Source organism: Comamonas antarctica (assembly GCF_013363755.1).
Classification (GTDB): domain Bacteria; phylum Pseudomonadota; class Gammaproteobacteria; order Burkholderiales; family Burkholderiaceae_C; genus Comamonas; species Comamonas antarctica.
Window position 1 is genome coordinate 4,052,372 of record NZ_CP054840.1, and the last position, 24,837, is coordinate 4,077,208.

Annotated in this window: 23 protein-coding genes; 12 read left to right on the plus strand and 11 right to left on the minus strand. The window is 67.8% G+C overall.

The window, feature by feature from the left end; genetic code table 11:
- Nucleotides 1-144: 144 nt before the first annotated feature.
- Together scpC and HUK68_RS18875 are read left to right on the plus strand one after the other, a co-directional pair.
- Nucleotides 145-1,659, plus strand: a complete 1,515-nt coding sequence (gene scpC / locus HUK68_RS18870) for a succinyl-CoA:acetate CoA-transferase ScpC (RefSeq protein ID WP_175505588.1) — start codon at nt 145-147, stop codon at nt 1,657-1,659.
- 92 nt (nt 1,660-1,751) lie between these two features.
- The gene (locus HUK68_RS18875) at nt 1,752-2,174 is read left to right on the plus strand and encodes a hotdog fold thioesterase (protein ID WP_175505589.1); all 423 of its coding nucleotides are present in this window, start codon (nt 1,752-1,754) and stop codon (nt 2,172-2,174) included.
- Here HUK68_RS18875 and HUK68_RS18880 read toward each other — a convergent pair.
- Nucleotides 2,146-3,063, minus strand: a complete 918-nt coding sequence (locus HUK68_RS18880) for a LysR family transcriptional regulator (RefSeq protein ID WP_175505590.1) — start codon at nt 3,061-3,063, stop codon at nt 2,146-2,148. The two genes, HUK68_RS18875 and HUK68_RS18880, sit on opposite strands and share 29 nt — an antisense overlap.
- 104 nt (nt 3,064-3,167) lie before the next feature.
- Between HUK68_RS18880 and HUK68_RS18885 the strand changes: the two genes are divergently transcribed.
- Together HUK68_RS18885 and HUK68_RS18890 are read left to right on the plus strand one after the other, a co-directional pair.
- Complete coding sequence (locus HUK68_RS18885; RefSeq protein WP_175505591.1) at nt 3,168-4,142, plus strand: Bug family tripartite tricarboxylate transporter substrate binding protein; 975 nt, start codon at nt 3,168-3,170, stop codon at nt 4,140-4,142.
- A gap of 44 nt (nt 4,143-4,186) precedes the next feature.
- On the plus strand, nt 4,187-5,011 hold the full coding sequence (locus tag HUK68_RS18890; protein ID WP_175505592.1) for a substrate-binding domain-containing protein: 825 nt from the start codon (nt 4,187-4,189) through the stop codon (nt 5,009-5,011).
- A gap of 13 nt (nt 5,012-5,024) precedes the next feature.
- Here the strand turns inward: HUK68_RS18890 and HUK68_RS18895 are convergent, their stop codons facing one another.
- On the minus strand, nt 5,025-5,597 hold the full coding sequence (locus HUK68_RS18895; RefSeq protein ID WP_175505593.1) for a cob(I)yrinic acid a,c-diamide adenosyltransferase: 573 nt from the start codon (nt 5,595-5,597) through the stop codon (nt 5,025-5,027).
- 120 nt (nt 5,598-5,717) lie between these two features.
- Here HUK68_RS18895 and HUK68_RS18900 point away from each other — a divergent pair, with 120 nt between their 5' ends.
- Nucleotides 5,718-7,142 carry an FAD-binding oxidoreductase gene (locus HUK68_RS18900; protein ID WP_175505594.1) on the plus strand — a complete coding sequence of 475 codons (1,425 nt, stop codon included), beginning with the start codon at nt 5,718-5,720 and terminating at the stop codon, nt 7,140-7,142.
- 427 nt (nt 7,143-7,569) lie between these two features.
- Here the strand turns inward: HUK68_RS18900 and HUK68_RS18905 are convergent, their stop codons facing one another.
- Nucleotides 7,570-8,838 carry an MFS transporter gene (locus HUK68_RS18905; protein WP_175505595.1) on the minus strand — a complete coding sequence of 423 codons (1,269 nt, stop codon included), beginning with the start codon at nt 8,836-8,838 and terminating at the stop codon, nt 7,570-7,572.
- Between the two features lie 64 nt (nt 8,839-8,902).
- Between HUK68_RS18905 and HUK68_RS18910 the strand changes: the two genes are divergently transcribed.
- From HUK68_RS18910 to HUK68_RS18920, 3 genes are all read left to right on the plus strand, one after another.
- Nucleotides 8,903-9,808, plus strand: coding sequence for an AraC family transcriptional regulator (locus HUK68_RS18910; protein WP_175505596.1), 906 nt, complete (start codon nt 8,903-8,905; stop codon nt 9,806-9,808).
- A gap of 140 nt (nt 9,809-9,948) precedes the next feature.
- A complete protein-coding gene (locus HUK68_RS18915; protein WP_175505597.1) occupies nt 9,949-10,551 on the plus strand; it encodes a tetratricopeptide repeat protein in 603 nt (200 codons plus the stop codon).
- 74 nt (nt 10,552-10,625) lie between these two features.
- On the plus strand, nt 10,626-11,450 hold the full coding sequence (locus HUK68_RS18920) for a hypothetical protein (protein WP_175505598.1): 825 nt from the start codon (nt 10,626-10,628) through the stop codon (nt 11,448-11,450).
- 63 nt (nt 11,451-11,513) lie between these two features.
- Here the strand turns inward: HUK68_RS18920 and HUK68_RS18925 are convergent, their stop codons facing one another.
- Entirely contained in the window at nt 11,514-12,407 is an 894-nt protein-coding gene (locus tag HUK68_RS18925) for a LysR family transcriptional regulator (RefSeq protein ID WP_175505599.1), read from the minus strand.
- Between the two features lie 120 nt (nt 12,408-12,527).
- On the opposite strand from HUK68_RS18925, the gene HUK68_RS18930 reads away from it, so the two are divergent.
- Both HUK68_RS18930 and HUK68_RS18935 read left to right on the plus strand, forming a co-directional pair.
- The gene (locus HUK68_RS18930; RefSeq protein ID WP_175505600.1) at nt 12,528-13,763 is read left to right on the plus strand and encodes an MFS transporter; all 1,236 of its coding nucleotides are present in this window, start codon (nt 12,528-12,530) and stop codon (nt 13,761-13,763) included.
- A gap of 75 nt (nt 13,764-13,838) precedes the next feature.
- Entirely contained in the window at nt 13,839-15,458 is a 1,620-nt protein-coding gene (locus HUK68_RS18935) for an argininosuccinate lyase (protein WP_175505601.1), read from the plus strand.
- A 9-nt stretch (nt 15,459-15,467) separates the two neighbouring features.
- Here the strand turns inward: HUK68_RS18935 and HUK68_RS18940 are convergent, their stop codons facing one another.
- The 7 genes from HUK68_RS18940 to mnmG form a co-directional block, all read right to left on the minus strand.
- Nucleotides 15,468-16,916 carry a lyase family protein gene (locus HUK68_RS18940; RefSeq protein WP_244146209.1) on the minus strand — a complete coding sequence of 483 codons (1,449 nt, stop codon included), beginning with the start codon at nt 16,914-16,916 and terminating at the stop codon, nt 15,468-15,470.
- A gap of 23 nt (nt 16,917-16,939) precedes the next feature.
- Nucleotides 16,940-17,851, minus strand: a complete 912-nt coding sequence (locus HUK68_RS18945; RefSeq protein ID WP_175505603.1) for a ParB/RepB/Spo0J family partition protein — start codon at nt 17,849-17,851, stop codon at nt 16,940-16,942.
- A gap of 4 nt (nt 17,852-17,855) precedes the next feature.
- Nucleotides 17,856-18,368, minus strand: a complete 513-nt coding sequence (locus tag HUK68_RS18950; protein ID WP_434082450.1) for an RBBP9/YdeN family alpha/beta hydrolase — start codon at nt 18,366-18,368, stop codon at nt 17,856-17,858.
- A 5-nt stretch (nt 18,369-18,373) separates the two neighbouring features.
- A complete protein-coding gene (locus HUK68_RS18955; protein ID WP_175505605.1) occupies nt 18,374-19,144 on the minus strand; it encodes a ParA family protein in 771 nt (256 codons plus the stop codon).
- Between the two features lie 16 nt (nt 19,145-19,160).
- A complete protein-coding gene (locus HUK68_RS18960) occupies nt 19,161-19,775 on the minus strand; it encodes a LysE family translocator (protein WP_175505606.1) in 615 nt (204 codons plus the stop codon).
- Nucleotides 19,776-19,872: 97 nt separating this feature from the next.
- Complete coding sequence (gene rsmG / locus HUK68_RS18965) at nt 19,873-20,532, minus strand: 16S rRNA (guanine(527)-N(7))-methyltransferase RsmG (protein ID WP_175505607.1); 660 nt, start codon at nt 20,530-20,532, stop codon at nt 19,873-19,875.
- Nucleotides 20,529-22,502 carry a tRNA uridine-5-carboxymethylaminomethyl(34) synthesis enzyme MnmG gene (mnmG, locus tag HUK68_RS18970; protein ID WP_175505608.1) on the minus strand — a complete coding sequence of 658 codons (1,974 nt, stop codon included), beginning with the start codon at nt 22,500-22,502 and terminating at the stop codon, nt 20,529-20,531. Before mnmG ends, rsmG begins: the two co-directional genes overlap by 4 nt.
- A gap of 235 nt (nt 22,503-22,737) precedes the next feature.
- Between mnmG and gstA the strand changes: the two genes are divergently transcribed.
- Nucleotides 22,738-23,343 carry a glutathione transferase GstA gene (gene gstA, locus HUK68_RS18975; RefSeq protein ID WP_175505609.1) on the plus strand — a complete coding sequence of 202 codons (606 nt, stop codon included), beginning with the start codon at nt 22,738-22,740 and terminating at the stop codon, nt 23,341-23,343.
- 291 nt (nt 23,344-23,634) lie between these two features.
- Nucleotides 23,635-24,753 carry an alkene reductase gene (locus HUK68_RS18980; protein ID WP_175505610.1) on the plus strand — a complete coding sequence of 373 codons (1,119 nt, stop codon included), beginning with the start codon at nt 23,635-23,637 and terminating at the stop codon, nt 24,751-24,753.
- Nucleotides 24,754-24,837: the final 84 nt, after the last annotated feature.

The following is a 24,837-nucleotide window of genomic DNA, read 5'->3' on the forward strand; positions in this document are numbered from 1 at the left end:
CGGCCTGGAGTGCGCCATGGCGCGAACTCAAGTACCCCGGGTTCGCCAGGAGCCGGGCGCCCATCGCTGCTAACATCCCGCCCGCAAGCCACCGCGCCCGAATTGCAGGAGACAGGCGGTGGCGTTTCTTTGCGGAGTTTGCAGATGTCATTGATTGACCGCGTACGGTATAGCGATTTCCATCCCCTGATCATGAGCGCCGAAGCGGCGGCGGCCCTGGTGCCGGCGGGCGCCAACGTCGGCATGAGCGGGTTCACCGGCGCGGGTTATCCCAAGCTCCTGCCCCAGGCACTCGCGGCGCGCGCGCGCGCCGAGCATGCCGCGGGCCGGCCGTTCAAGATCAGCGCCTGGACCGGCGCCTCGACCGCGCCCGAGATGGACGGCCTGCTGGCCGCGGCCGATGCCTATGAAAAGCGCCTGCCCTTCCAGAGCGACCCGATCTGCCGCAACAAGATCAATGCCGGCGAGATCCATTTCATCGACATGCACCTGTCGCACGTCGCGCAGCAGGCATGGTTTGGTTTCCTCGGCGAGATGAAGGTCGCGGTGATCGAGGTGCTGGGCGTGCTGCCCGACGGCCGGCTGATCCCGTCGACCTCGGTGGGCAACAACAAGACCTGGCTCGAGATCGCCGACAAGGTGATCCTCGAGGTCAACACGCGCCCGCCGCTGGCCATGGAGGGCATGCACGACATCTATTACGGCACGGCCATCCCGCCGCGCCGCACGCCGATCCACATGACGCATGCCGCCGAGCGCATCGGCGAGCCGTACCTGCGCGTCGACCCGTCCAAGGTGATTGCCGTCGTCGAAACCGACCAGAACGACCGCAACTCGGGCTTCGCGCTGCCCGATGCGGTATCGACGCAGATCGCCACGCACATCATCGACTTCCTGGCGCACGAGATGAAGCAGGGCCGGCTGCCCAAGGACATGCTGCCGATCCAGTCGGGCGTGGGCAACGTCGCCAACGCGGTGCTGGCCGGGCTGCTCAACGGCCCGTTCGACAACCTGCTGGGCTTCACCGAGGTGCTGCAGGACGGCATGCTCGACCTGCTGCGCACCGGCAAGATGCGCCAGGCCTCGGCCACCGCGATCTCGCTGAGCAACAGCGCCTACGAGGACTTCGAGCGCAACATCGACTTCTACCGCGAGCGCATCATCCTGCGCCCGCAGGAGATCAGCAACCATCCCGAGCTGGTGCGCCGCCTGGGCATCATTGCCATGAACTCGATGATCGAGGCCGACATCTACGGCAACATCAATTCGACCCACATCATGGGCTCGGGCATGATGAACGGCATTGGCGGCTCGGGCGACTTCGCGCGCAACGGCTACCTGTCTTTCTTCGTCACGCCGTCGGTGGCCAAGGACGGCAAGATCAGCTGCATCGTGCCAATGTGCTCGCATGTCGACCATACCGAGCACGACACGCAGATCATCGTCACCGAGCAAGGCCTTGCCGACCTGCGCGGCCTGTCGCCGCGCGAGCGCGCGCAGGTCATCATCGACAAGTGCGCGCACCCCGACTTCCGCCCCCTGCTGCAGGATTACTTCGACCGCGCACGGCAAAAGGGCGCGCAGCACACGCCGCACATCCTGGGCGAGGCGCTGAGCTGGCATGAACGCTTTCTTGAAACGGGAACCATGCATGGCTGAGCGCGGCGCGGCCGCGCTGTCGCCTGCGTTGTGCAGCGCGCGCCGGCCGCGGGCATGATGCAGGCATTGTTTCCACCTGCCTGAACTGCCTTATGTCGATCTGGAAAAAGTCCGCTTCCGTGCATGCCCTGAACCGCGACAGCGCCAAAACCGCGGTCAGCCACCTGGGCATTGAAATCACCGAGATCGGCGACGACTACATCGTCGGCCGCGTGCCGGTCGATGAGCGCACCGTGCAGCCCTTCGGGCTGCTGCATGGCGGCGTGAGCGTGGTGCTGGCCGAGACCCTGGGCTCGCTGGGCGCGTTCTACGCCAGCCCCGAAGGCCATACCGCGGTCGGCCTGGACATCAACGCCAACCACCTGCGCGCCGCGCGCAGCGGCTGGGTCACGGCCACCGCCAAGCCGGTGCACATCGGCCGCACGACCCATGTCTGGCAGATCGACATGGTCAACGATGAAGGCCAGCCGACCTGCACCTCGCGCATCACGATGGCGATCCTGGCGCCGCGCTGAAGCCGACGGCCAGCAGGCATTGCCGCAGGGCTTGCGCCGGCGGGCCGAGCACGCGGTCGCGCCGCTGCAGCAGGCCCAGGGTGCGCCAGACCTCGGGGGCGACCAGCGGCACGCTGCGCACCTCGCGGTGGCCCTGGCGCAGCGCGAGCTGGGGTATGACCGCCAGGCCCAGCCCGGCTTCGACCAAGGCCACGGCGCCCGCGACGTGGTTGCACTCGTACCAGGCCAGGGGCTGCTCGGGCAACTGCGCCATCACCTGGTCCAGAAGCAGCCGGTTGCCGCTCTGGTGCGACACCGAGACCAGGCGCTGGCCGGCCAGCTCGGCCCATGCCACCTCCTCGCGCGCGGCCCAGGGATGGTCATGGGCCATGGCCAGCACATAGCGCTCGCGCGTCAGCGCCTCGAAGCGCAATGCCGGCTCCTGGCTGCCGGTGAAGCTCACGCCGAAGTCCGCTTCGCCGCGCAGAACGCAGTCCACGACCTGGCGGGCGTTCTCATCGATGACATGCACCTGGACATCGGGCTGCGCGCTGGCAAACGCGCGCAAGACCTGCGGCAGCAGATGGCTGGCAATCGATGGAATGCACGCGATGGTGACCCGCCCACGCCGCAGCTGCAACTGGTCGCCCACCCGCTGCACGGCTTGATCCAGCCCGGCCAAGGCGGCACGCGCCTCGTGCAGGAATTCCTTGCCGACCTCCGTCAAAGCCACATGGCGCGTCGTGCGCTCGAGCAGCCGCGCGCCCAGCGCCAACTCCAGGCGCTCGACACGCCGGCTCAGCGCCGGAGGCGACAGGAACAGGGCTTCGGCGGCCAGGCGAAAGCTGGCCTTCTCGGCCGTGACCACGAAGGCCCGCAACTCCGCCAGATCGAATTTGATGCGCTGCATGCAATGGTGCGTCCATAAATTGCAATTCACAGAATAGTAGCCGCTGCATAGGATGGCGAACTTTCACAGAGCCGGCCAGCGGCCAGGCAGATCCCGGAGACAACATGCAGCGACGTTCCTTGTTCGTGGCCACCACCCTGGTGGCCGGTCTTTCCATGGCCCTTTGCAGCGCCCAGGCACAGGATTTTCCGCCCAAAAAGCCCGTCACGATGGTCGTGGGTTTCGCCGCCGGCGGCTCCGCGGACATCGCGGCGCGCGTGATCGCCAAGAAGCTTGGCGAGAACATCGGCCAGTCGGTCGTGGTCGACAACAAGCCGGGCGCGGGCGGCAATCTGGCGCATGCGCAGGTGGCCAAGGGCCCGGCGGATGGCTCGGTGCTGCTGTTCGGCTCCATCGGCCCCTTGAGCATCTCGCCGCACTTCATGAAGGTCGGCTACGACCCGCTCAAGGACTTGGCGCCAATCACCATGGGCGTGACCTTCCCCAACGTGCTGGTGGTGCCTGCCGACACGGGCATCAAGACGCTGGCCGAGTTCGTGGCCAAGGCCAAACGCGAACCGGGCAAGCTGGACTTCGCCTCCACCGGCCCGGGCTCGGCGGCCCATCTGGCTGGCGAACTGCTCAATGACATTGCCAGGATCGATACCCTGCATGTGCCCTACAAGGGCGGCGCGCCAGCCCTGCAGGACGTGCTGGGCAACCGCGTGACCGCGTTCTACGCCGCGCCGCCCACCGCCCTGCCGCACATCGAGAGCGGCAAGCTCATCCCCTTGGCGACCACCGGACTGACCCGTCCGGCCTATCTGCCGAACGTGCCCACGGTGGCCGAGACCTACCCCGGCTTCAATGCGACCAACTGGTATGCCTTCGTGGCCTCGGCGAAGACCCCGACGCCCCTGCTCGAGCGCTGGAATGCCGAACTGGTCAAGGTCCTGAACAATCCCGAGGTGCGCGACAACCTGCTCAAGCACGGCCAGACCGCCGCGCCGACGAGCCGCGAGGAGCTCGGCAAGTTCATCGCCACCGAGTACGGCAAATGGGGCCGGATCATCCGTGAACGCAAGCTCAGCGCCGACTGAGCCCACATTTCCCAGCCGGCCAAGAACAACATCGGAGACACCGCATGCTGCCCTTCCTCTCGACCCCGAAACCCTCGCTGCGGCTGCGCCGCCGCGTCCTGTCCGCCCTGCTGGGCACGGCTCTGAGCCTGGCCGCCACCGCCCCCTGGGCCGTGCACGCCGCGGAAATCCGCGTGGTCACCTCGGGCGGTTTTTCCGCGGCCTACGACCAGCTGGTGCCGCTGTATGAGCAGGCCACGGGCCATACGGTGGTGACGGCACGCGGGGCCTCGATCGGCAATGCGCCCGACTCCATCCCCAGCCGCATGGCCCGGGGCGAGCAGTTCGACGTCGTGATCCTGGCCGACTCGGCGCTGGACCAACTCGTGCCGCAGGGCAAGGTGCAGGCGGGAAGCCACGTGGATCTGGCGCGCTCGATGATAGGCATGAGCGTGCGCAAGGGCACGCCCAAGCCCGACATCGGCAGTGTCGCGGCACTGCGCCAGACACTGCTTGACGCCAAGAGCGTCGCCTATTCCGCCAGCGCCAGCGGCACCTACCTCGTCAACGAGCTGTTCCCGCGGCTGGGGGTGGCCGAGCAGATGCAGACCAAAGCCCGCAAGATCTACAGCGAACGCGTCGGGGCCGTGGTCTTGCGCGGCGATGCCGAGATCGGTTTCCAGCAGGTCAGCGAGCTGCTGCCCTTCAAGGAGCTGGAGTTCGTCGGTCCGCTGCCCGATGAAGTGCAGCAGCGCGTGTTCTTTTCCGCGGGCGTCGCGGTCGGAGCGCGCGAGCCGGAGCTCGCACGGCATTTGATACGCTTTCTCGCGGCACCGGCCGCCGCGCCGATCGTGCGCAGCACGGGCATGGAGCCCGTGGCGGGCCGATGATGCGCGGCCCGCGTCAGGCGCCGCCTTCGCCCTGCGCCTTCAGGCGCTCGCTCTTCCAGTAGACGTCGTCGCCGCCCTGCATGCGGTTGAGCACGCGCGCCAGCACGAACATCAGGTCGGACAGGCGGTTCAGGTACTGGCGCGGCGCGGGCCGCATCGCCTCGGCCTGCTCCAGCGCCACCACCATGCGCTCGGCGCGGCGCGCCACGGTGCGGCAGACATGGGCCTGCGCCGCGGCGCGCGTGCCCACAGGCAGGATGAACTCCTGCAGCCGCGGCAGCTGTGCGTTGTAGTGCGCGAGCGCATTGTCGAGCTGCAGCAGGGCGTCGTCCTTGAGCAGCTCGAAACCCGGGATCGACAGCTCGCCGCCCAGGTTGAACAGCTGGTGCTGGACATCGACCAGCAGTTCGCGCACGTCCTGCGGCAGCGGCTCGCACAGCAGCAGGCCCAGATGCGAGTTGAGTTCGTCGACGTCGCCCATCGCATGCGGGCGGCCGCTGTGCTTCGAGACGCGGGTGTTGTCGCCCAGGCCGGTGGTGCCGTCGTCTCCGGTGCGCGTGGCGATCTGTGTCAGGCGGTTGCCCATGGGAATTCCTCCAGAATGGCTTGCTGTCCATTCTCCGTGACGCCAGGCAGGGAGTGCGGCAGCGGAGCAGCAGGCGGTGGGTGTGGATGGTATTCTTTCAGACCGATCAAGAGGCTCCCCATGAATTCACCCATCGCTGCCCAGCACCTGCTGCCCGCCACGGCGCCCCGCCCGGTGTCTGCCGCTTTTCTCGACGCCCTGGTGGCGCGCTTTGGCGCCCAGTGCTCGCAATCCCTGGCCGTGCGCGAGCAGCATGGCCGCGACGAAGGCGCGCTGCAGGCGCCGCCGCCCGCCGCCGTGGTGTTTGCCGAAAGCACCCAGGACGTGGCCGACGCCGTGAAGCTGGCCAGCGAATATGAGGTGCCGGTCATTCCGTATGGCGCGGGTTCGTCCATCGAAGGCCACCTGCTGGCCGTGCAGGGCGGCATCAGTCTCGATGTGAGCCGCATGAACCGCGTGCTCAGCGTCAACGCCGAGGACCTCACCGTGACGGTGCAGCCCGGCCTGTCGCGCAAGCAGCTCAACGAAGCCGTGCGCGACACCGGACTGTTCTTCCCCATCGACCCGGGCGCCGACGCCAGCATCGGCGGCATGACCGCCACGCGCGCCAGCGGCACCAACGCCGTGCGCTACGGAACCATGCGCGAGAACGTGCTGGCGCTGGAAGTCGTCACCGCCAGCGGCGAAGTGATCCGCACCGGCACGCGCGCCAAGAAAAGCAGCGCCGGCTACGACCTCACGCGCCTGATGGTCGGCAGCGAAGGCACGCTGGGCATCATCACCGAAGTCACGGTACGCCTGTACCCGCTGCCCGAAGCCGTCTCGGCCGCGGTCTGCTCCTTCCCCAGCATCGAAGCCGCGGTGCGCACGGTGATCCAGACCATCCAGCTGGGCGTGCCGATCGCGCGCGTGGAACTGCTCGATGCGAATTCGGTGCGCATGGTCAACAACTACAGCAAGACCACGCTGCGCGAGGAGCCGATGCTGCTGATGGAATTCCACGGCACGCCGGCCAGCGTCAAGGAGCAGGCCGAGACGGTGCAGGACATCGCCAGCGAGTTCGGTGGCCAGTCCTTCGAATGGGCCAGCACGCCCGAGGAGCGCACGCGCCTGTGGACCGCGCGCCACAACGCCTACTTCGCCGCCGTGAGCTCCGTGCCCGGCTGCCGCGCCATCAGCACCGACACCTGCGTGCCCATCAGCCGCCTGGCCGACTGCCTGCTGGATTCGATCACCGAAGCCGATGCCAGCGGCATCCCCTACTTCCTCGTCGGCCACGTCGGCGACGGCAATTTCCACTTCGGCTACCTGCTCGACCCGACCCAGCCCGAGCAAGCCGAAAAAGCCGAGACCCTGAACCACCAGCTGGTCAACCGCGCGCTGCGCCTGGGCGGCACCTGCACCGGCGAACACGGCATCGGCCTGCACAAGATGGACTTCCTGGTCGACGAAACCGGCACCGGCGCCATCGACATGATGCGCGCCATCAAACGCGCGCTGGACCCAAAGAACATCCTCAATCCGGGGAAGATCTTCACGCTGTAAAACGTCAATGGGCTGGCGGCCATCGGCAAGGCCAAAGCCGCCCACGCCCAAAGAAGCTATCCGGGCCCCGGGCCCCGCCCTTCTGTCTGCGCCTGCCGCGCGCAGGGCCCGGGCTGGCAGGTGTGCCGAAGGACACACCTGTTTCGTAAACTGACTCACCGCGGTTGTCCGAGCGCAGCGCCGGGGGCGCCTAGCCGCAGGCGCGTAGCGAGTTCCGCGGTGCAGCCCGGGACCGAGCACGGCAGGTTGCCCGGAGCGAAGCGCAGGGACGCAGACAGCAGGGCCGCATTCTTTTGCTTACTTTTCTTGTGCGAGCAAGAAAAGTGAGTCGGCTGCCGGGCCGAAACCCGGCTCCTGTCCCCTGCAAGGGCATGTCGTTGAATTCGTCCTGGATGTCGCCTGAATTGACCCGCTACGGAATTCTGGCTCAAGCCGCAGCGTACTTCTGCGCCACCTTCTGCCCCACGAATGCCGCCGACACCACGCTCAGCGCCAGCGCCGTGGCCGAGCCGAAGAACACCCCGCCATAGACCTGCGCATCGAGCATCGCGCCAAACACCGGCGCCGCCAGGCAAAAGCCCAGATCCAGCCCGGAATAGACCGTGCCATAGACCCGGCCCGTCGCGCCCGGGGGCGCGGCCTTCTTGATCAGCATGTCGCGCGACGGCCCGGCGATGCCCGTGCCGAAACCCGCCACCGCCGCGACGAACAGCGCCAGATAGCCCGGCAGCAGCCCCGCACCGACGATCGCCAGCAGCACGGCCGAAGCCAGCAGGCTGATGGCAATCAGCTTTTCCAGCCGCTGCACCCGGCCGACCAGGAAACCGCCGATCAGCATGCCGGCCGCACCGCACAGCATGTAGCCCGTGGCCACCAGCGCCGTGAGGCTCAGTGGCAGGCCGTACATCGACTGCAGCGCCGGGCTGGCGAAGCTCTGGATGGCGCTGAGCGCGCAGGTGCTCCAGAAGAAAAACGAGAAGCACAGCCAGACCGAAGGCAGGCGCAGGAATGCCATCGGATGCTCGGTCGGCGCATTGGCCGCGGCCGCGGCGCGCGTCGCGGCATCGGGCTGGACCAGCGGCTTGCGGTCGTCGAGCGCGTCGCGGTTGAGCACCATGACCACCAGCACGATGGCCGCGAGCGCCGCGCCGCACAGGCAGGCCGTGCGCCACGAACCCGTGGCGGTGGTGATGCCGGCCATGAACACCGGCGCCAGCGCCCAGCCCAGGTTGCCCGAGATGCCATGCACTGAGAACGCATGGCCGATGCGCGGCGCCGACACGCGCTTGTTGAGGATGGTGAAATCCACCGGGTGGAACGGCGCATTGCCCAGGCCCGCGAACACCGAGGCCAGCAGCAGCATGGCGTAGCCGGTGGCGGAACTCGCAATCACGCCCGCGACGGCAAAGCTGGTCAGCGCGGCAAACAGGATCGGGCGCGCGCCCACGCGGTCCACGAGAAAGCCCGACAGCGCCTGGCCCACGCCCGACACCACGAAAAACACCGACAGCAGCACGCTCAGCTCGGAATAGCTGTAGCCGAAATCGGCAATCAGCCAGGGAAACAGCGGCGGCAGCAGCAGGTGGAAGAAGTGCGAGGAACCATGGGCCAGGCCGATCAAGCCAATGGTGCGCGCATCCTGGCGCAGCGGCACGCCGGCAGCAGCCGGCGCCGAAAGGGACGGAGAAGCATTCATGCGGCCATCTTAGGCAAGAGCGGCGCGGCCTGTATGCGATAGACTGCCAAAAACTGTCGCCAAGATGCCAAAACTGCCTGTGCCTCCGCTCCCGTCCGCCGCCGGACGCAAGGCCTTGCGCGCGCTCTCCTATGTGCCGCTGCTCGACCCGCATCTGTACCAGCCCAGCGCGCAGCGGCCCGTGCGCTCCAAGATGCGCGAACTGCGCCGCGACACCCAGGTCGCGCCGCACAGCCATCCCTGGGCGCAGATGGCGATCTCCATGGGCGGCGTGATCCGCCTGTCGCTGGACCACGCCACCTACATCGTGCCGCCCAGCCGCGCCATCTGGGTGCCCGCGGGCCTGCCGCACGCGGTGACCATGGTGGAAACCGCAAAGCTCTACACGCTGTACTTCCTGCCGGCACGCGCCGGCGCCGGGGCGCAGGCCGCCTGGATGGACCAGCCGGCCTGGCAGCAATGCCGCGTGCTGCAGGCTTCGGAGCTGCTGCGCGCACTGGTGCGCGAACTCAGCACCGACAGCGATGCCGATGCGCCGCTCGCGCCCGAGGCCTTGGAGCGCGAGCACCATCTGAGCGCGCTGGTCTGCGATGAAATGCGCCGCGCCGAGGTGATGCGCCTGGGCATCGTGCTGCCGCGCGACAAGCGGCTGCAGCACCTGTGCGAAGCCGTGCTCGACGATCCCACGCGCCATGCGGGCCTGGAGCAGTGGGCGCTCGACACCGGCGCCAGCCTGCGCACCGTGGCGCGGCTGTTCCGCAGCGAACTGGGCTGCACCTTCACGCAGTGGCGCCAGCAGGTGGTGCTGGCGCATGCGGTGGCGCTGGCCGCGCAGCACCTGCCGATCGCGCACATTGCCGCGGAACTGGGCTACACGCCCAGCGCCTTCAGCGCCATGGTGCGGCGCAGCGTGGGCATGACGGCCGCTGCCTTTCTGGGCCAGCACCAACTGCAATCCTCTGGGCGCTGAAGGACCGCCAGCCTTTGCTGGCAAAAAATGGGAATTCGTCGCAAAAGGTGTCCAGAAGCAAATAAGTGTGCATTCCTGGCCCGAATTCACAAGAATCCCCCCTTCGGAAAAAACCAAAACCATGAGGGGGGACTCTGTTCATGCACAGGGCTTTATTGCTATGGCCCGCAGCCGCGCTGGCCTTGCTCGGCTGCGCGGCGCACACGCCTGCCGAGCAGCTCGCGCCTGCCAGCGACACAGTGCGGGTCTGCGAAGGCAGCCGCTGCGTCGACCAGCACCGCAGCCACCAGCGCTGGCAACCACCAGCCGCGGATGCCGCGGCCGAACGGCGCCTCGAGGCGCTGAGCCGCCTGGCGGCGCAGGATCCCAAGGCCGCCTACGACCTGGGCCTGCGCCTGCTGCGCGGCGACGGTGTGGCGCGCGACAGCTTCCAGGCCATCGAATGGCTGCGCCAGGCCGGCGACCACGGGCTGGTGGCCGCGCAGCTGGCGCTGGGCCGCATCTACCTGCAGGGCCTGGAGGAAATGGGCCCCGATCCCGCCGAAGCCGAAGCCTGGCTCGGGCGCGCCGCCGCCCAGGGCAACAAGGAGGCGGGCCGGCTGCTGCCGCAAGCCCAGGCCGCCAAGCGCGATGCCCAGGCCGGCTACCAGGTCCGCGCGGCCGAACGCAGCGCCTGGGGCCGCTGGTACGCGGCCGCGCCCTATTACTGGTACTGGGGCGGCGCGGGCTGGATCCTCTACTGACCGCCTGGCGCCCCGCCATCCACCGGGCCGCGCCGCAGCGGCCCTTCCACTGTTTCCATCCACCGAGAATTTCCATGTCCAAGATTTCCCTGAGCCTCGCCACGCTTGCCTCCGCACTGCTGCTGTCCGGCTGCGTCACGCCCGGCGGCGGCATGCTGACCGCGGGCAACGCCCCCACGGCGGCCAGCGGCGCCGCCGGTGGCGCCACCAGCGTCAACGCCAACGAATCGCTCGAGCGCTGCGATGCGCCGCTGGGCACCATCGCCGTCGACGACGGCCGCGGCAAGGAGTGGTTTGCCAGCTTCGGCCAGGCCACCCAGGTCACCAACATCGAGCCGCTGATCCGCCTCGCGGTGCAGCAGTCGAATTGCTTCGTGATCACCTCCATCGGCAACAACCGCACCGAAAGCCGCCTCAGCGCGATCACCGACAAGCAGCGCAACTCGGGCGAATTCCGCGCCGGCTCCAAGCAGCAAAAGGGCCAGCGCGTGGCCGCCGACTACTATCTGGAGCCGGCCATCATCATCAACAACGATTCCGTGGGCGGCCTCGCGGCCGGCCTGGGCAGCATGTTCGGCGGCGCGGCCGGTGCCATTGCCGGCTCGCTGCAAAGCAAGGTCTCGGTGGTCACGATGACCATGTTCGACATCCGTTCGGGCGTGCAGCTGTCGATCTCCGAGGGCAACGCCACGGCCACCAACTACGGCGCGGCGCTGGGCGCGTTCGGCGGCGGCGCGGCGGGCGGCCTGAGCGGCTTTTCGCGCACGCCCGAAGGCAAGGCCACGGTCGCCGCCTTCATGGATGCGTACAACAAGATGGTCGTTTCGCTGCGCAACTACAAGGCCCAGGAAGTCAAGGGCGGACTGGGCCGCGGCGGCCAGCTCAAGGTCGGCAAGTAAGCCGCCACTGCAATGGACAAAGGGCTTCTGCGGAAGCCCTTTTTTCATCCGGCAGCGGCGCGCTCAATGGTGCGGCGGCAGCACTTCGCTGAGGTACTTCACCATCGAGGCAATGCGCGCCGATACCGCCGACTGCCGGTAGTACACCGCCTGCACCGGGCGGTCCACGGGCTGCGTGGCCTCGGCCAGCACTTCCACCAGCCGGCCCTGCGCGCGGTCGGCTCCGGTCATGAAATCGGCCATGCAGGCAATGCCCATGCCATGCAGCGCCAGCTGGCGCTGCGTCTCGCCGCTGGAGGTGGCAATCGTTGGCTCGATCTGCATCAGCCGGCCATCGGCGCCGCGCACCGGCCAGACGTTGAGGGTATCGGGCTGCGTGAAGCCTAGCCGTGCATGCTGCGCCAGCTCGCGCGGCGTATGCGGGCAGCCGTGCTGGCTCAGATAGGCCGGGCTCGCCAGCAGCCGCAGCCGCGAATGCCCCAGCAGCCGGCTGTGCAGCGTTGAATCCTTGAGTTCGCCGATGCGGATCGCCAGGTCCACGCGCCGCTCCAGCAGGTCGATGAAGCCTTCGTTGCTGGTCAGCACCAGGTCCACATCGGGATGCCGCTGCTTGTAGCCCGGCATCAGCGGCACCAGCACATGCAGCATGTAGGGTGAGGAGGCATCGATGCACAGCGGACCGGCCAGGCGCTCGCGGCGCTGCATCAGCCCGTCCTCGGCCACGCGCACCGCCTCGAGAATGCTGCGCGCATCGCGCGCGAAGCCATGGCCTTCGTCGGTGATGTCCAGCCGCCGCGTGGTGCGCCGCAGCAAGGTGGTCTCGACCTTGGCTTCAAGGCGCGCCAGCAGCCGGCTGGTGGTGGAAACCGGCTGGCCCAGGTGTTCGGCAGCCGAGGTCAGCGAGCCCGTGTCCACGACCGCCAGGAACACCGTCAGCTCTTCGAGGGTGAAGCGCATATTCGCAGTAAATTCAAAAGTGTTTTCGAGATTAGACCCTTTTTCGCAAAAGTCGCGCTGCTGATAATCCGCAATCCCTGGGTTCAACCAAGTCCGCCACAAGCGGGACCACAAGATTTCATGCACGCCTCCACCCCCTCCTCTTCTTCCCCGGCATCGCCAAGCGATGGCCGCAGCGCAACCCTTCCCCTGCTGGCACTGGCCATCGGCGCCTTCGGTATCGGCACCACCGAGTTCGGCCCGATGGGCATGCTGCCGACGATTGCCGACGGCCTGCAGGTCTCGGTGCCCTCGGCCGGCCTGCTGGTGTCGGCCTATGCCATGGGCGTGATGCTGGGCGCGCCGGTCATGACGCTACTGCTGTCGCGCTGGACGCCGCGCAAGGCACTGATCCTGCTGATGGCGATCTTCACCCTCGGCAACCTGCTGTCGGCGTTCGCGCCCGGCTACGCCAGCCTGATGCTGGCGCGCGTCATCACCAGCCTGAACCACGGCGCGTTCTTCGGCATCGGCACCGTGGTCGCGGCCAGCCTGGTGCCACGCGACAAGCAGGCCAGCGCCGTGGCCGCGGTGTTCACCGGCCTCACCATCGCCAACATCGGCGGCGTGCCGGCCGCCACCTGGATCAGCGAGGCCGTGGGCTGGCGCGAGTCGTTTGCCGCGATCGGCGCGCTGGGCGTGCTGGCCATGGCCTCGCTGGCGTTCGCGCTGCCCAGGGGCACGCGCGGCGCGCGCATGGACCTGCGCGCGGAATGGAAGGTGCTGACCCGGCCCACGGTGCTGCAAGGCCTGCTGACGACGGTGCTGGGCTCGGCGGCGATGTTCTCGCTCTACACCTATATCAACCCGGCGCTCAAGACCTTCAGCGCGGCCTCGCCGGCCTTCATCACCGGCATGCTGGCGCTGTCCGGCGTGGGCTTCACCATTGGCAACGCGCTGGGCGGCAAGCTCGCCGACCGTTCGATCGACAAGACCCTCATCGGCTTCCTGGCGCTGGTCACCCTCAGCATGCTGGCCTTCCCGTGGCTCGCGCAAAGCCAGGCGGGCGCGGCTGCGGGCGTGTTCATCTGGGCCATTGCCGCGTTCGGGCTGGTGCCGCCGGTGCAGATGCGCGTGATGCGCGCGGCCGTGGAGGCGCCAGGCCTGTCGTCTTCGGTCAACATCGGTGCCTTCAACTTCGGCAATGCGATTGGCGCGGCCGTGGGCGCGGCGGTGCTCAGCGCCGGCGGGGGCTACGACGCGGTGATGTATGCGGGTGCGGCCTTTGCGCTGCTGGCGCTGTGGCTGGTGTTTCTCGCCATGCGCCGCACGCAGCGTTCGGCTGCCGCGCTGCAGTGCGGCGCCGGCGCCTGCTGAGCGCGCGCCTGCTGAAGCTCGCGCCTGCTGAAACGCAGGGCATTGGGACCAGGCACTCCCCTGGCCCATGCCGCAATGTATTTTCAATTGGCACCAAAGCACCAAGCCTGGGACACTGCAGCGGGGCCGGCCGGCCCCGTTGAAAAATCCATAACAAGCTCTGGAGACGCTTTGAAAAACCACCAACGCCATTTCCGCCGGGCCACCCACGCGCTGTGCGCACTGGGCCTGGCCACGCTGTCGCAGATCGTGCTGGCGCAGGAGACAAAACGCGATGATTTCTACTGGCTCGGCCAGATCAACAAGGCCTCGGCGGTGATCAACACCGAGCAGGGCCTGCTCGACAAGGCCGCCGCGCCGCGCATCGCCAAGGGCCTGCAAAGCGTGCTGGCCGCGGGCGATGCGCCGGGCGGCAAGCGGCCCGGTTCGGTGATCACCTTCGAGCCGCTGCTGATCGAAGCCGCGGGCGTCGAGGCCACGCTGCTGCACGCCGGGCGATCGAGCCAGGACATGCTGGCCACGGTGCGCTCGGCCATCCAGCGCGACAACCTGCTGCGCCTGGCGCAGCAGCTGCGCAGCACGCGCGCCCAGCTGCTGCAGCTGGCGCAGGCCCATGCCGCGACCATCGTGCCGAACTACACCAATGGCGTGGCCGCCCAGCCCAACAGCTACGGCCACTATCTGCTGGGCCATCTGGCCGGCTTCGACCGCGACGCGCAGCGCCTGCAGGAAGCGTTCGCGCGGCTGGACCAGTCGGCCATGGGCACCACGGTGCTCAACGGCAGCAGCTGGCCGCTCGACCGCGAACGCATGGCGCAGTACCTGGGCTATCCCAAGACCGTGGACAACGCCTACGATGCCGCGCAGATCCTGGCCGCGGAAATGCCCGCGGAGATCGGCGCCGTGGCCTCCAGCATCGCGCTGCATGTGGGCGCGTTCGTCGAGGACGTGATGGTGCAGTACGCGCAGCCGCGGCCCTGGATCCTGCTGCGCGAAGGCGATGGCAACACCTATGTCTCGAGCGCCATGCCGCAAAAGCGCAATCCGGGCCTGCTCAACGACACGCGCAGCAACGCCTCGCGCGTGCTGACGCTGGGCATCGGCCGGCTGATCACCCAGCACAACATTCCGCCGGGCATGAGCGACAGCAAGCCGACGCGCGATTCCACGGCGGTGGTCGATGCCACGCTGGCCACGCTGCAGTCCTTCGACCGCGTGCTCAAGGGCCTGGTGCTGAGCCCCGAACGCGCGCTCGAGGAACTCAATCTGGACTGGACGGCATCGCAGGAAATCGCCGATGTGCTGATGCGCAAATACCAGCTGCCGTTCCGTGTGGGCCACCATTTCTCGTCGGATGTGGTGGGCTTCGCCAAGGAGCGCGACATCAAGCCCAGCGAGTTCCCCTATGCCGAGGCGCAGCGCCTCTACGCGGCCACCGTGAAGCATGAGATGGGCGTCGAGAACGGCCGCCTGCCGATGTCCGAAGCCGAGTTCCGCGCCACGCTCGACCCGGTGGCCATCGTGAACAACCGCGTCACGGCCGGCGGCCCGCAGCCCAGGGAAATGGCGCGCATGATCGGTGCGTCGCAGCAGCGGCTGGCGCAGGAGGCGCAGTGGATTGCCGAGCGCCGCAAGCGCATCGACGGCGCCATGCAGCAACTCGACCGCGACTTCGCGCGCCTGGCCGCGCAGTAACTCCGCGCGCTACCCGGCCGCGCCGGCGGCCAGCCGATCGAAGTCGGCATCCAGCCGCGCCATGCCGGCATCGACCTCGCGGCGCCGCGCCTGCACCCAGTCGGCCTGGGCCGCGAGATCGGCCTCGGCCGCGTCCAGCATGCGCTGCATTTCGGCGGGCTGGGGCCCGCCGCGGGTCCTGCGGCCGAGCACGATGCCCAGCGGATCGAGGGCCGCGCGCAGGGCGGCCTCGCTCAGCGGAAAGAGGCCATTGCCGCCGGGCATTTCGCCGGCGATGGTTTGCGCGTAGAGGGCCTGCGCGTCGCGGTACGGAAAGTCGCTGGGCCGGATGTCGTGCTGCTTTGCATGGCTCACCATTTCCGACGCGAAATGGTGGCCCACGCGGAACGGCAGGCCATGCTCGCGCATCAGCACATCGGCCACTTCCTGCGAGGCCGTCCAGTCGCTGTTGAGCTCTTCGAGCGCGCGCGCAGCGTTGAGTTCGAGACCGTCGAGAATGCGCGCGAACATGGCCAGCATCTCGCCGGTGCAGCGCAGCACTTCGACATTCTCGGCAACCACCTTGGCATCGTTCATGCCCGGCGGAATGTTGTGCGCGTGCCAGCTGCGCCCGGCCGCCAGCGCCAGCACGCGCGAGGCCTTGGTGCGGGTGTCGATCAGCAGGCCCGGGTTGCGCTTTTGCGGCATGGCGCTGGAGACATAGGTGTTGCCCGCGCCTTCGCGCAGCAGGATCCAGGGCCGTGCCTGCGCGTATTGCAGCGTCACGTCCTGGATGAACGCGCCCACATGCAGCGCCATGGTGCTGACCAGATTTCCGATCTCCACCGGCATCTCGGCGCCATGGATCTGGCCCGCGTCATAGGCGTTGTCGACGATGCCATCGAAGCCCAGGTACGCGGCCATGCGTTCGCGGTTCAGCGGCCAGCCCGTGCCGTTGAGCACCGTGGTGCCCATGGGCGACAGGTTCAGCCGCGCATAGGTCTGCTGCAGCCGCTGCGCGTCGCGCTGCAGGCCCGCCACATGCCCCAGCAGATAGTGGCCATAGCTGTTGGGCTGGGCGGCCACGCCATTGGTGTAGTTCGGCACGATGGTTGCCGCGTGCTGGCGCGCCATGCCTGCCAGCAGCTGCGCGGTCTGCTGCAACTGGCCGGCAAGGTCCAGCAGTGCGTCGCGCAGGATCGCGTGGCGCACCGCCACCAGCATGTCCTGGCTGGAACGCCCGGCATGCAGCAGCGTCGCCTCGACGCCTGCGGCCTGGATCAGCAGCGGCTCGAAAGTGATGACCAGGCTGGGCCGCGCGGCGCCGGGCTCGGCGGCATTCGCCAGCAGCTGGCGCAGGCCCCGCGCGATGCGCGGCGCGACAGCCGGATCGAGCAGGCCTTCGTCGGTGTTGATGACGGCCGAGGCCTTGTTGATCTGGCCGAGCCAGAAGAAATCGTCGCGCAGGGAAGTGGTCATGGAAAGGACATTGCCGCGCGGCATCAGCCGCGCAGGCGCTCGATCAGCCCGTTGAGTTCCTCGAGCGAGCCGAACTGTATCGACACCTCGCCCATGTCCTGCACCTTGCCGCGGCGGCGCACTCGCTTCTTCACGCGCACCTCGACCTGGGCCATCAGCAGGTCCGACAGCTCCTCCTCGATGCGCTTGACGTCGCGCGACTTGTCCTTCTTGCCGGCCGGGGGCTTGGCGCCAAAGTCCTCGCCCATCTTCTTGACCAGCGCCTCGGCTTCGCGCACCGACAGCTTGCGCCCGGCAATCTGGTTGCCGGCCGTGATCTGCTCGGCCCGCTCCAGCGCCAGCAGCGCGCGCGCATGGCCCATGTCGATGTCGCCGGCCATCAGCATCTCCTGCACCGGCTCGGCCAGGTTCAGCAGGCGCAGCAGGTTCGATGCGGCCGAGCGCGAACGGCCCACGGACTGCGCCGCCTGCTCGTGCGTCATGCCGAATTCCTTGACCAGCCGCGCCAGGCCTTGCGCCTCTTCGAGCGGATTCAGGTCCTCGCGCTGGATGTTCTCGATCAGCGCCATCGCCGCCGCGGCCTCGTCGGCGACTTCGCGCACCAGCACCGGCACGCTTTCCAGGCCCGCCAGGCGCGCCGCGCGGAAACGCCGTTCGCCGGCAATGATTTCATACTGGCCGGCGTTCGCACCCTTGGCCAGGCGCCGCACCAGGATCGGCTGCATGATGCCCTGCGCCTTGATGCTTTCGGCCAGTTCGTACAGCGCGCCTTCGTCCATGCGCGTGCGCGGCTGGTACTGGCCGGCCACCATCTGCTCGAGGCGCAACTCATGCGGCGTGGCGGCGGCGCCGGCCTGCGCCGCCGGCTCCTCGACCTTGGGTCCGAGCAATGCTTCCAGGCCGCGGCCCAGGCCCTTGGGTTTCTTTGTCACCATGGCTTCAGTCTTTCAAAAGGGTTTGCAGCAGCGCGTCGCCGGCGGCGGGCGTGGGGTCGTCCTGCGCGATGAAGGCCGCGCCCCAGGCACTGGCCAGGGCTTGTGCGCTTCCCGCCGGCTGGGTGCGCGCGACGACGAGGCTGGGAAAAGGCAGGGGCTGCAGCGCGATCGGCGCCCACCCCGGCAGTTGCTCGCGCAGGGCCGGCTGTTCCACGTCGGCGGGCGCGATCAGCAGCGCGGCGCGCACCTGGGCCGCGGCAGGCGAATGCGCGGCCCACCAGGCCGCCAGGATGCAGCCCAGGCCGCTGGCCACGAGCACCACGGGAGCCGGCGCATCGACCAGCGTCTCCTGCAGGCGCGCACTCCAGTCGCCGCGCAGCGGCCGCTGCCAGTCATGCTGCTCGAGCCGCGCATGGCCCAGGGCCTGCCAGTGCGCGAGCCAGGGCTCCTGGCACGCCTGCAGCCCGCCATCGGGCAGCAGCAGGAGTGCGGGGGTGGAAGAGGAAAACGCGGACACCGGCATCACATCGTCTTGATGCGTTCCACCATCTCGCGCGCGAATTCGACAAAGGCCTTGCTGCCCTTGGCCGACGGATCGAACACCACGCCCGGCACGCCGTAGCTTGGCGCTTCGGCCAGGCGCACATTGCGCGGAATCACGGTGTTGAACACCTTGTCGCCGAAATGGTCCTTGAGCTGGTCGCTGACCTGCTGCTGCAGCGTGGTGCGGGTGTCGAACATCACACGCAGCAGGCCGATGATCTGCAGGTCCGGATTCAGGTTGGCATGCACCTGCTTGATGGTGTTGACCAGGTCGGTCAGGCCTTCGAGCGCGAAGTACTCGCACTGCATCGGCACCACCACGCCATTGGCCGCGCACAGGCCGTTGAGCGTGAGCATCGACAGGCTGGGCGGGCAGTCGACCAGCACGAAGTCGTAGTCCGCATCGACGGCCGCGAGCGCGCCCTTGAGGCGCTTGTCGCGGCGGTCGAGGGCCACGAGTTCGACTTCGGCGCCGGTCAGTTCGCGGTTCGCGCCCAGCACGTGGTAGCCGACCTTCTCGGAAAACACCGCGGCTTCCTGCACCGTGGCGTTTTCCAGCAGCACGTCATAGACCGTGAGCTCGAGGCTGCGCTTGTCCACGCCCGAACCCATGGTGGCGTTGCCCTGCGGGTCCATGTCGATGAGCAGCACGCGCTGGCCGATCTTGGCCAGGCCCGCAGCGAGGTTCACGCAGGTGGTGGTCTTGCCGACGCCACCCTTTTGATTGGCAATACAGAAAATCTTGGCCATAGGGCTTTCGGATAACTTATTTGGAAATGGCCAGCTTGATGCCGAAGCCGATGAGGAAGGTGCCCGCGGTTTTCTCCAGCATCTGCACCAGGCGCGGGTTGGCGCGCAGGCGGTCGGCCAGCAAGCGCGTGAGCAGGACCACGGCCAGCGAGTACAGCAGCGTCAACGCCGCCACGGTGGCCGCCATCAGCGCAAAGGTCGGCAGGCCCTGGTGCGTTGCCGGGTCGACAAACAGCGGAAAGAACGCCATGTAGAAAACAATCGCCTTCGGATTGAGCAAGGTGATCAGCGCGCCCTGGCGAAAGTAATGGTGCGGCTGCATCTTCAGCACCGGCGCCGCGCCGGGACGCGCCAGCAGCATGCGCAGACCCAGCCAGGCCAGGTAGGCCGCGCCCAGCCATTGCAGGGCCGCAAATGCCGCCGGATGCGCGGCCAGCAGCGCCGCCATGCCGGCCACGGCCAGCCACATCAGTACCTGGTCGGCGGCAATGACGCCGGCGCAGGCCGCCATGCCGGCGCGCACCCCGCCCTGCCCCGTCGACGTGATCAGCGCCAGATTGCCGGGGCCGGGAATCATCAGGAACAGCACAATGGCAGCGACAAACGCGCCGTAATCAGCAACGCCCAACATGTTCTTTCCCGGCTCCAAAAGCTTGGAGTTTATGCGAGCCGGGAAAATGCGCAGCGGCGGCGGCCGCGCGACAGGCTGCGCATGTCGGCAAAAAGCATCAAAGCTTGCGCATCCAGACGATGCAGCGCTCGGCATCGAGCGCCGGAACCTGCAGCTGTTCCACGTGGAACACGTCCACATCGGCGGGCAGCGCGGCAATCTCGTCAGCCGGGTATTTGCCCTTCATCGCGAACCAGACGCCGTCATCGGCCAAGGCCGGGCGCGACCAGCTGGTGAAGTCGGGCAGCGAGGCGAACGCGCGGCAGCTGACCACGGCATGCGCCCGGGTCAGCGATTCGACGCGCGCATGGATGCCATGCAGGTTGCGCAGCTTCAGGCTCACCGCGGCCTGCTGGATGAACGCGGCCTTCTTGGCCACGGTGTCGACGCAGCTCACATCGACCTCGGGGCAGCAGATCGCAAACACCACGCCGGGCAGGCCGCCGCCCGAGCCGACGTCGAGCAGCGGAATCAGCTGGCCTTCGGCGCGCGGCAGGGTCTGCACATGCTGCTGCAGCGGCGCGACAGCGGCCAGGCTGTCGAGCAGGTGATGGGTCAGCATCTCCTGCGGATCGCGCACGGCCGTGAGGTTGTAGACCTTGTTCCACTTCTGCAGCAGCGCCAGGAACTCCAGCAGCAGATCGACCTGGGCCGGTGTCAGCGCCAGGCCCAGTTGCGCGATGCCCTGCTCCAGCGTGGGTCGCAGCGTGGCGCTCATGCGGCCTCTCCCTTGGCGGCCTGGGCGTTCTGCGCGAAGCCGCGGAAGCCGCCCTTCTTCAGGTGCACCATCAGCAGAGAGATCGTGGCCGGCGTGATGCCCGAGATGCGCGAGGCCTGGCCCAGGGTTTCGGGGCGGTGCTTTTGCAGCGTCTGGCGCGCCTCGAACGACAGCGCCGTGACCTGCAGATAGTCGAGGTCGGCCGGCAGGCGCTGGTGCTCGAGGTGCGCGGCGCGCTCGACCTCGTCCTTCTGGCGGTCGATATAGCCCGCGTACTTGGCGCCGATCTCGACCTGCTCGATCACCGAATCGCTCAGTTCGCCCAGCGTTTCACGTGAAACAGCAGCCGACTGGTATTTGCCGCCGTCAAGGCTCACCAGCTGTGGATAATTCACATCGGGCCGGCGCAGCAACTCGAACAGGCTGTATTCGTGCTCGATGGCCTTGCCCAGCACGCGCTCGGATTCGGCGGCCGGCAGGTTGCGCGGGCTGACCCAGGTCGACTTCAGGCGCTGGGTCTCGCGCTCCACGGCTTCGCGCTTGCGGCTGAAGGCCTCCCAGCGCGCATCGTCGACCAGGCCCAGGCGGCGGCCGGTTTCCGTGAGGCGCATGTCGGCGTTGTCTTCGCGCAGCTGCAGCCGGAATTCGGCCCGGCTGGTGAACATGCGGTAGGGCTCGGTCACGCCCTTGGTGATCAGGTCGTCGACCAGCACGCCCAGGTAGGCCTCGTCGCGGCCCGGAGTCCAGGGCGCGTCGCCGCGCGCCTGCAGCGCCGCGTTCAGGCCGGCAAACAGGCCTTGCGCCGCGGCCTCTTCGTAGCCGGTCGTGCCGTTGATCTGGCCGGCGAAGAACAGGCCGTTGATCTGCTTGGTCTCGAAGCTGGCCTTGAGCGAGCGCGGGTCGAAATAATCGTATTCGATCGCATAGCCCGGGCGCAGGATGTGCGCGTTCTCCAGGCCCTTCATCGAGCGCACCAGTTCGTACTGGATGTCGAACGGCAGGCTGGTCGAGATGCCGTTGGGATAGTACTCGTGCGTGGTCAGGCCTTCGGGCTCGAGAAAGATCTGGTGGCTGTCCTTGTCGGCAAAGCGGTTGATCTTGTCCTCGACGCTGGGACAGTAGCGCGGGCCGACGCCCTCGATCTTGCCGGTGAACATCGGGCTGCGGTCGAAACCCGAGCGGATGATGTCATGCGTGCGCTCGTTGGTGTGCGTGACCCAGCACGGCATCTGTTGCGGGTGCATGGCGGCGTTGCCCATATAGCTGAACACCGGCAGCTCGCCTTCGTTGACGCCGCCGGGCATGCCGTCGCCAGGCTGCTCCTCGCACTGCGAGAAATCAATGCTGCGGCCGTCGATGCGCGGCGGCGTGCCGGTCTTGAGCCGGCCTTGCGGCAGCTGCAGTTCCTTGAGCCGCGCCGACAGGCTCACGGCCGGCGGGTCGCCCGCGCGGCCGGCCGCGTAGTTGTTCAGGCCGACATGGATCTTGCCATCGAGGAAGGTGCCGGCGGTGAGCACCACGGCGCGCGCGCGAAAGCGGATGCCGACCTGGGTCACGGCGCCGACGACGCGCTCGCCTTCGACCATCAGGTCATCGACGGCCTGCTGGAACAGCCACAGATTCGACTGGTTCTCGAGCATGCGGCGGATCGCGGCCTTGTAGAGGATGCGGTCGGCCTGGGCGCGCGTGGCGCGCACGGCCGGGCCCTTGGAGCTGTTGAGGATGCGGAACTGGATGCCGCCCTCGTCCGTGGCCAGCGCCATGGCGCCGCCCAGCGCATCGACTTCCTTGACCAGATGGCCCTTGCCGATGCCGCCGATCGACGGGTTGCAGCTCATCTGGCCCAGCGTCTCGATGTTGTGGGTCAGCAGCAGCGTCTTGCTGCCCATGCGGGCAGCCGCCAGCGCCGCCTCGGTGCCGGCGTGGCCTCCGCCTACGACGATGACATCAAATTCTTGGGGATACAACATGCAAAAACTCCGGGGCCGGGGTTTGTTCACCGGCCCATAATCTTTTCGCAGCGCGCCTGCGCCGGCCCGCACGGCGGAAGGCCCCTGTAGCCATCCTTGCGGGAGAACCCGCAATTTTCCCACTTTTGCGTTTTTTTCGCCGCCTGTCCCCGGGCGACCCTGAAAACCGCCTGACGGCGGTCAGCGCCTGCGGCGCAGCGTTAGCATGGAATGTCCATCACTCCATTGCAAAACCATGAAGCTCTACTACAGCCCCGGCGCCTGTTCGCTGTCCCCGCAAATCGTGCTGCAGGAATCGGGCCTGGCCTATGAACCCGTGCTGGCCAGCACCAAGACCCATCAGCTGGCCGATGGCACCGACTTCTACACCATCAACCCGCTGGGCTATGTGCCCGTGCTCGAACTCGACAACGGTGCGCGCCTGCGCGAAGGCCCGGCCATCGTGCAATACATTGCCGACCAGGCGCCCGAGAAGAACCTGGCCCCGGCCAACGGCAGCTTCGAGCGCTATCAGCTGCAGCAATGGCTCAACTTCATCGGCACCGAAATCCACAAGGGCTTCGGTCCGATGTTCAAGCCGGACACGCCCGAGAACTACAAGCCGATCGCGCTGGCGGCCCTGAGCAAGCGCATGCAGTGGGTGGACGGGCAGCTGGCCGGCAAGAGCTATCTGCTGGGCGAGCAGTTCAGCGTTGCCGATGCGTATTTCTTCACGGTGTCGCGTTGGAGCGGATTTGTCGGGCTCGATCTGTCGGGCATGCCCAATATCCGCGCGTTCCAGGAGCGCATGGAACAGCGCCCAGCGGTGCAGGCGGCGCTGAAGATCGAAGCGAAGAAATAACTCCGAAGGGCTCGCTTGAGGGCAGGCCGTTCATCCTTCGCCAGGTAGCCCTGCGCCAGGCTCAGGACGAACGGGATTTGGCTGTTGGCTCGCCCCCCCGTTGGCCGTGAGCTTGCCCGCGCGGCCCGGCCGAAGGGCCTGAGCTTATTGCAGGCCCGTCAAAGGACCTCTTGGCCTGTCCTCTGTTCCACGTGGAACACGCCCCTCCCCCGTCCGCCAAGAACAGCGGACAGACAGGATGAACCAGGTCTGCTAAGGTTTTTGCTTGTCCGCAACGCAAGAAAGCACTTCATGCCCACCCTGTTCGATCCTGTCAAAGCCGGCAAGCTGCAATTGCCCAACCGCATCGCCATGGCGCCGCTGACGCGCAATCGCTCGCCTGAAGCCATTCCCACGGAACTGACCGCCACCTACTACGCGCAGCGCGCCAGCGCCGGCCTGCTGATCAGCGAGGCCACGGCCATCAGCCAGCAGGGCCAGGGCTACGCCGATGTGCCCGGCCTCTACGGCTCGGAGCAGCTCGAAGGCTGGAAGCGCGTGACCGATGCCGTGCATGAAGCCGGCGGGCGCATCGTGACCCAGCTGTGGCACGTGGGCCGGATCTCGCATGAATCGCTGCAGCCGGACCAGCAGGCGCCCGTGGCGCCGTCGGCCATCACGGCCAAATCCAAGACCTATCTGATCGACGCCGAGACCGGCAAGGGCCATTTCGCGCCCACCTCGGCGCCGCGCGCGCTCGACCCCACCGAGCTGCCGGGAATCGTCCACAGCTTCGTGGTCGCGGCGCGCAACGCGGTGCAGACCGCCGGGTTCGACGGCGTGGAAATCCATGCCGCCAACGGCTACCTGCTCGACCAGTTCCTCAAGACCGGCGCCAACCAGCGCACCGACGACTACGGCGGCAGCATCGCCAACCGCGCGCGCCTGCTGCTCGAGGTGACGCGTGCGGTGGCCGATGCCATCGGCGGCGAGCGCACCGGCATCCGCCTGTCGCCCGTGACGCCCGCCAACGACATCGTCGACGATGATCCGCAGCCGCTGTTCGAGCATGTGGTGCGCGAACTCGCGAAGCTGGACCTGGCCTATATGCACATCATCGAAGGCGCGACCGGCGGCCCGCGCGACCTGCCCGAGCGCCCGTTCGACTATGCCGCGCTGCAATCGGCCTACCGCAGCGCGGGCGGCCAGGGCGCATGGATGGTCAACAACGGCTACGACCGCGAAGCTGCCATCGACGCCGTGGCCCGCGGCCATGCCGACATCGTGGCCTTCGGCAAGGCCTTCATCTCCAACCCCGACCTGGTGCATCGGCTGCACGACGACCTGCCGCTCGCGCCCTGGGACCAGAGCACCTTCTATGGCGGCGGCGCCAAGGGCTATACGGACTACCCGCGCTACGGCGCCAAGTAAGGCCCGCAGAATGCAAAAAGCCCATGGCCGCGAGGCCATGGGCTTTTTTATTTTGCCGCCGGACCGCCGGATGGCCGGCCCCGC

Coding starts and splice junctions, on each gene's coding strand:
- scpC (WP_175505588.1), top strand. CDS start 145: ATGTCATTGATTGACCGCGTACGGTATAGCGATTTCCATCCCCTGATC.
- HUK68_RS18875 (WP_175505589.1), top strand. CDS start 1,752: ATGTCGATCTGGAAAAAGTCCGCTTCCGTGCATGCCCTGAACCGCGAC.
- HUK68_RS18880 (WP_175505590.1), bottom strand. CDS start 3,063: ATGCAGCGCATCAAATTCGATCTGGCGGAGTTGCGGGCCTTCGTGGTC.
- HUK68_RS18885 (WP_175505591.1), top strand. CDS start 3,168: ATGCAGCGACGTTCCTTGTTCGTGGCCACCACCCTGGTGGCCGGTCTT.
- HUK68_RS18890 (WP_175505592.1), top strand. CDS start 4,187: ATGCTGCCCTTCCTCTCGACCCCGAAACCCTCGCTGCGGCTGCGCCGC.
- HUK68_RS18895 (WP_175505593.1), bottom strand. CDS start 5,597: ATGGGCAACCGCCTGACACAGATCGCCACGCGCACCGGAGACGACGGC.
- HUK68_RS18900 (WP_175505594.1), top strand. CDS start 5,718: ATGAATTCACCCATCGCTGCCCAGCACCTGCTGCCCGCCACGGCGCCC.
- HUK68_RS18905 (WP_175505595.1), bottom strand. CDS start 8,838: ATGAATGCTTCTCCGTCCCTTTCGGCGCCGGCTGCTGCCGGCGTGCCG.
- HUK68_RS18910 (WP_175505596.1), top strand. CDS start 8,903: ATGCCAAAACTGCCTGTGCCTCCGCTCCCGTCCGCCGCCGGACGCAAG.
- HUK68_RS18915 (WP_175505597.1), top strand. CDS start 9,949: ATGCACAGGGCTTTATTGCTATGGCCCGCAGCCGCGCTGGCCTTGCTC.
- HUK68_RS18920 (WP_175505598.1), top strand. CDS start 10,626: ATGTCCAAGATTTCCCTGAGCCTCGCCACGCTTGCCTCCGCACTGCTG.
- HUK68_RS18925 (WP_175505599.1), bottom strand. CDS start 12,407: ATGCGCTTCACCCTCGAAGAGCTGACGGTGTTCCTGGCGGTCGTGGAC.
- HUK68_RS18930 (WP_175505600.1), top strand. CDS start 12,528: ATGCACGCCTCCACCCCCTCCTCTTCTTCCCCGGCATCGCCAAGCGAT.
- HUK68_RS18935 (WP_175505601.1), top strand. CDS start 13,839: ATGTATTTTCAATTGGCACCAAAGCACCAAGCCTGGGACACTGCAGCG.
- HUK68_RS18940 (WP_244146209.1), bottom strand. CDS start 16,916: ATGACCACTTCCCTGCGCGACGATTTCTTCTGGCTCGGCCAGATCAAC.
- HUK68_RS18945 (WP_175505603.1), bottom strand. CDS start 17,851: ATGGTGACAAAGAAACCCAAGGGCCTGGGCCGCGGCCTGGAAGCATTG.
- HUK68_RS18955 (WP_175505605.1), bottom strand. CDS start 19,144: ATGGCCAAGATTTTCTGTATTGCCAATCAAAAGGGTGGCGTCGGCAAG.
- HUK68_RS18960 (WP_175505606.1), bottom strand. CDS start 19,775: ATGTTGGGCGTTGCTGATTACGGCGCGTTTGTCGCTGCCATTGTGCTG.
- rsmG (WP_175505607.1), bottom strand. CDS start 20,532: ATGAGCGCCACGCTGCGACCCACGCTGGAGCAGGGCATCGCGCAACTG.
- mnmG (WP_175505608.1), bottom strand. CDS start 22,502: ATGTTGTATCCCCAAGAATTTGATGTCATCGTCGTAGGCGGAGGCCAC.
- gstA (WP_175505609.1), top strand. CDS start 22,738: ATGAAGCTCTACTACAGCCCCGGCGCCTGTTCGCTGTCCCCGCAAATC.
- HUK68_RS18980 (WP_175505610.1), top strand. CDS start 23,635: ATGCCCACCCTGTTCGATCCTGTCAAAGCCGGCAAGCTGCAATTGCCC.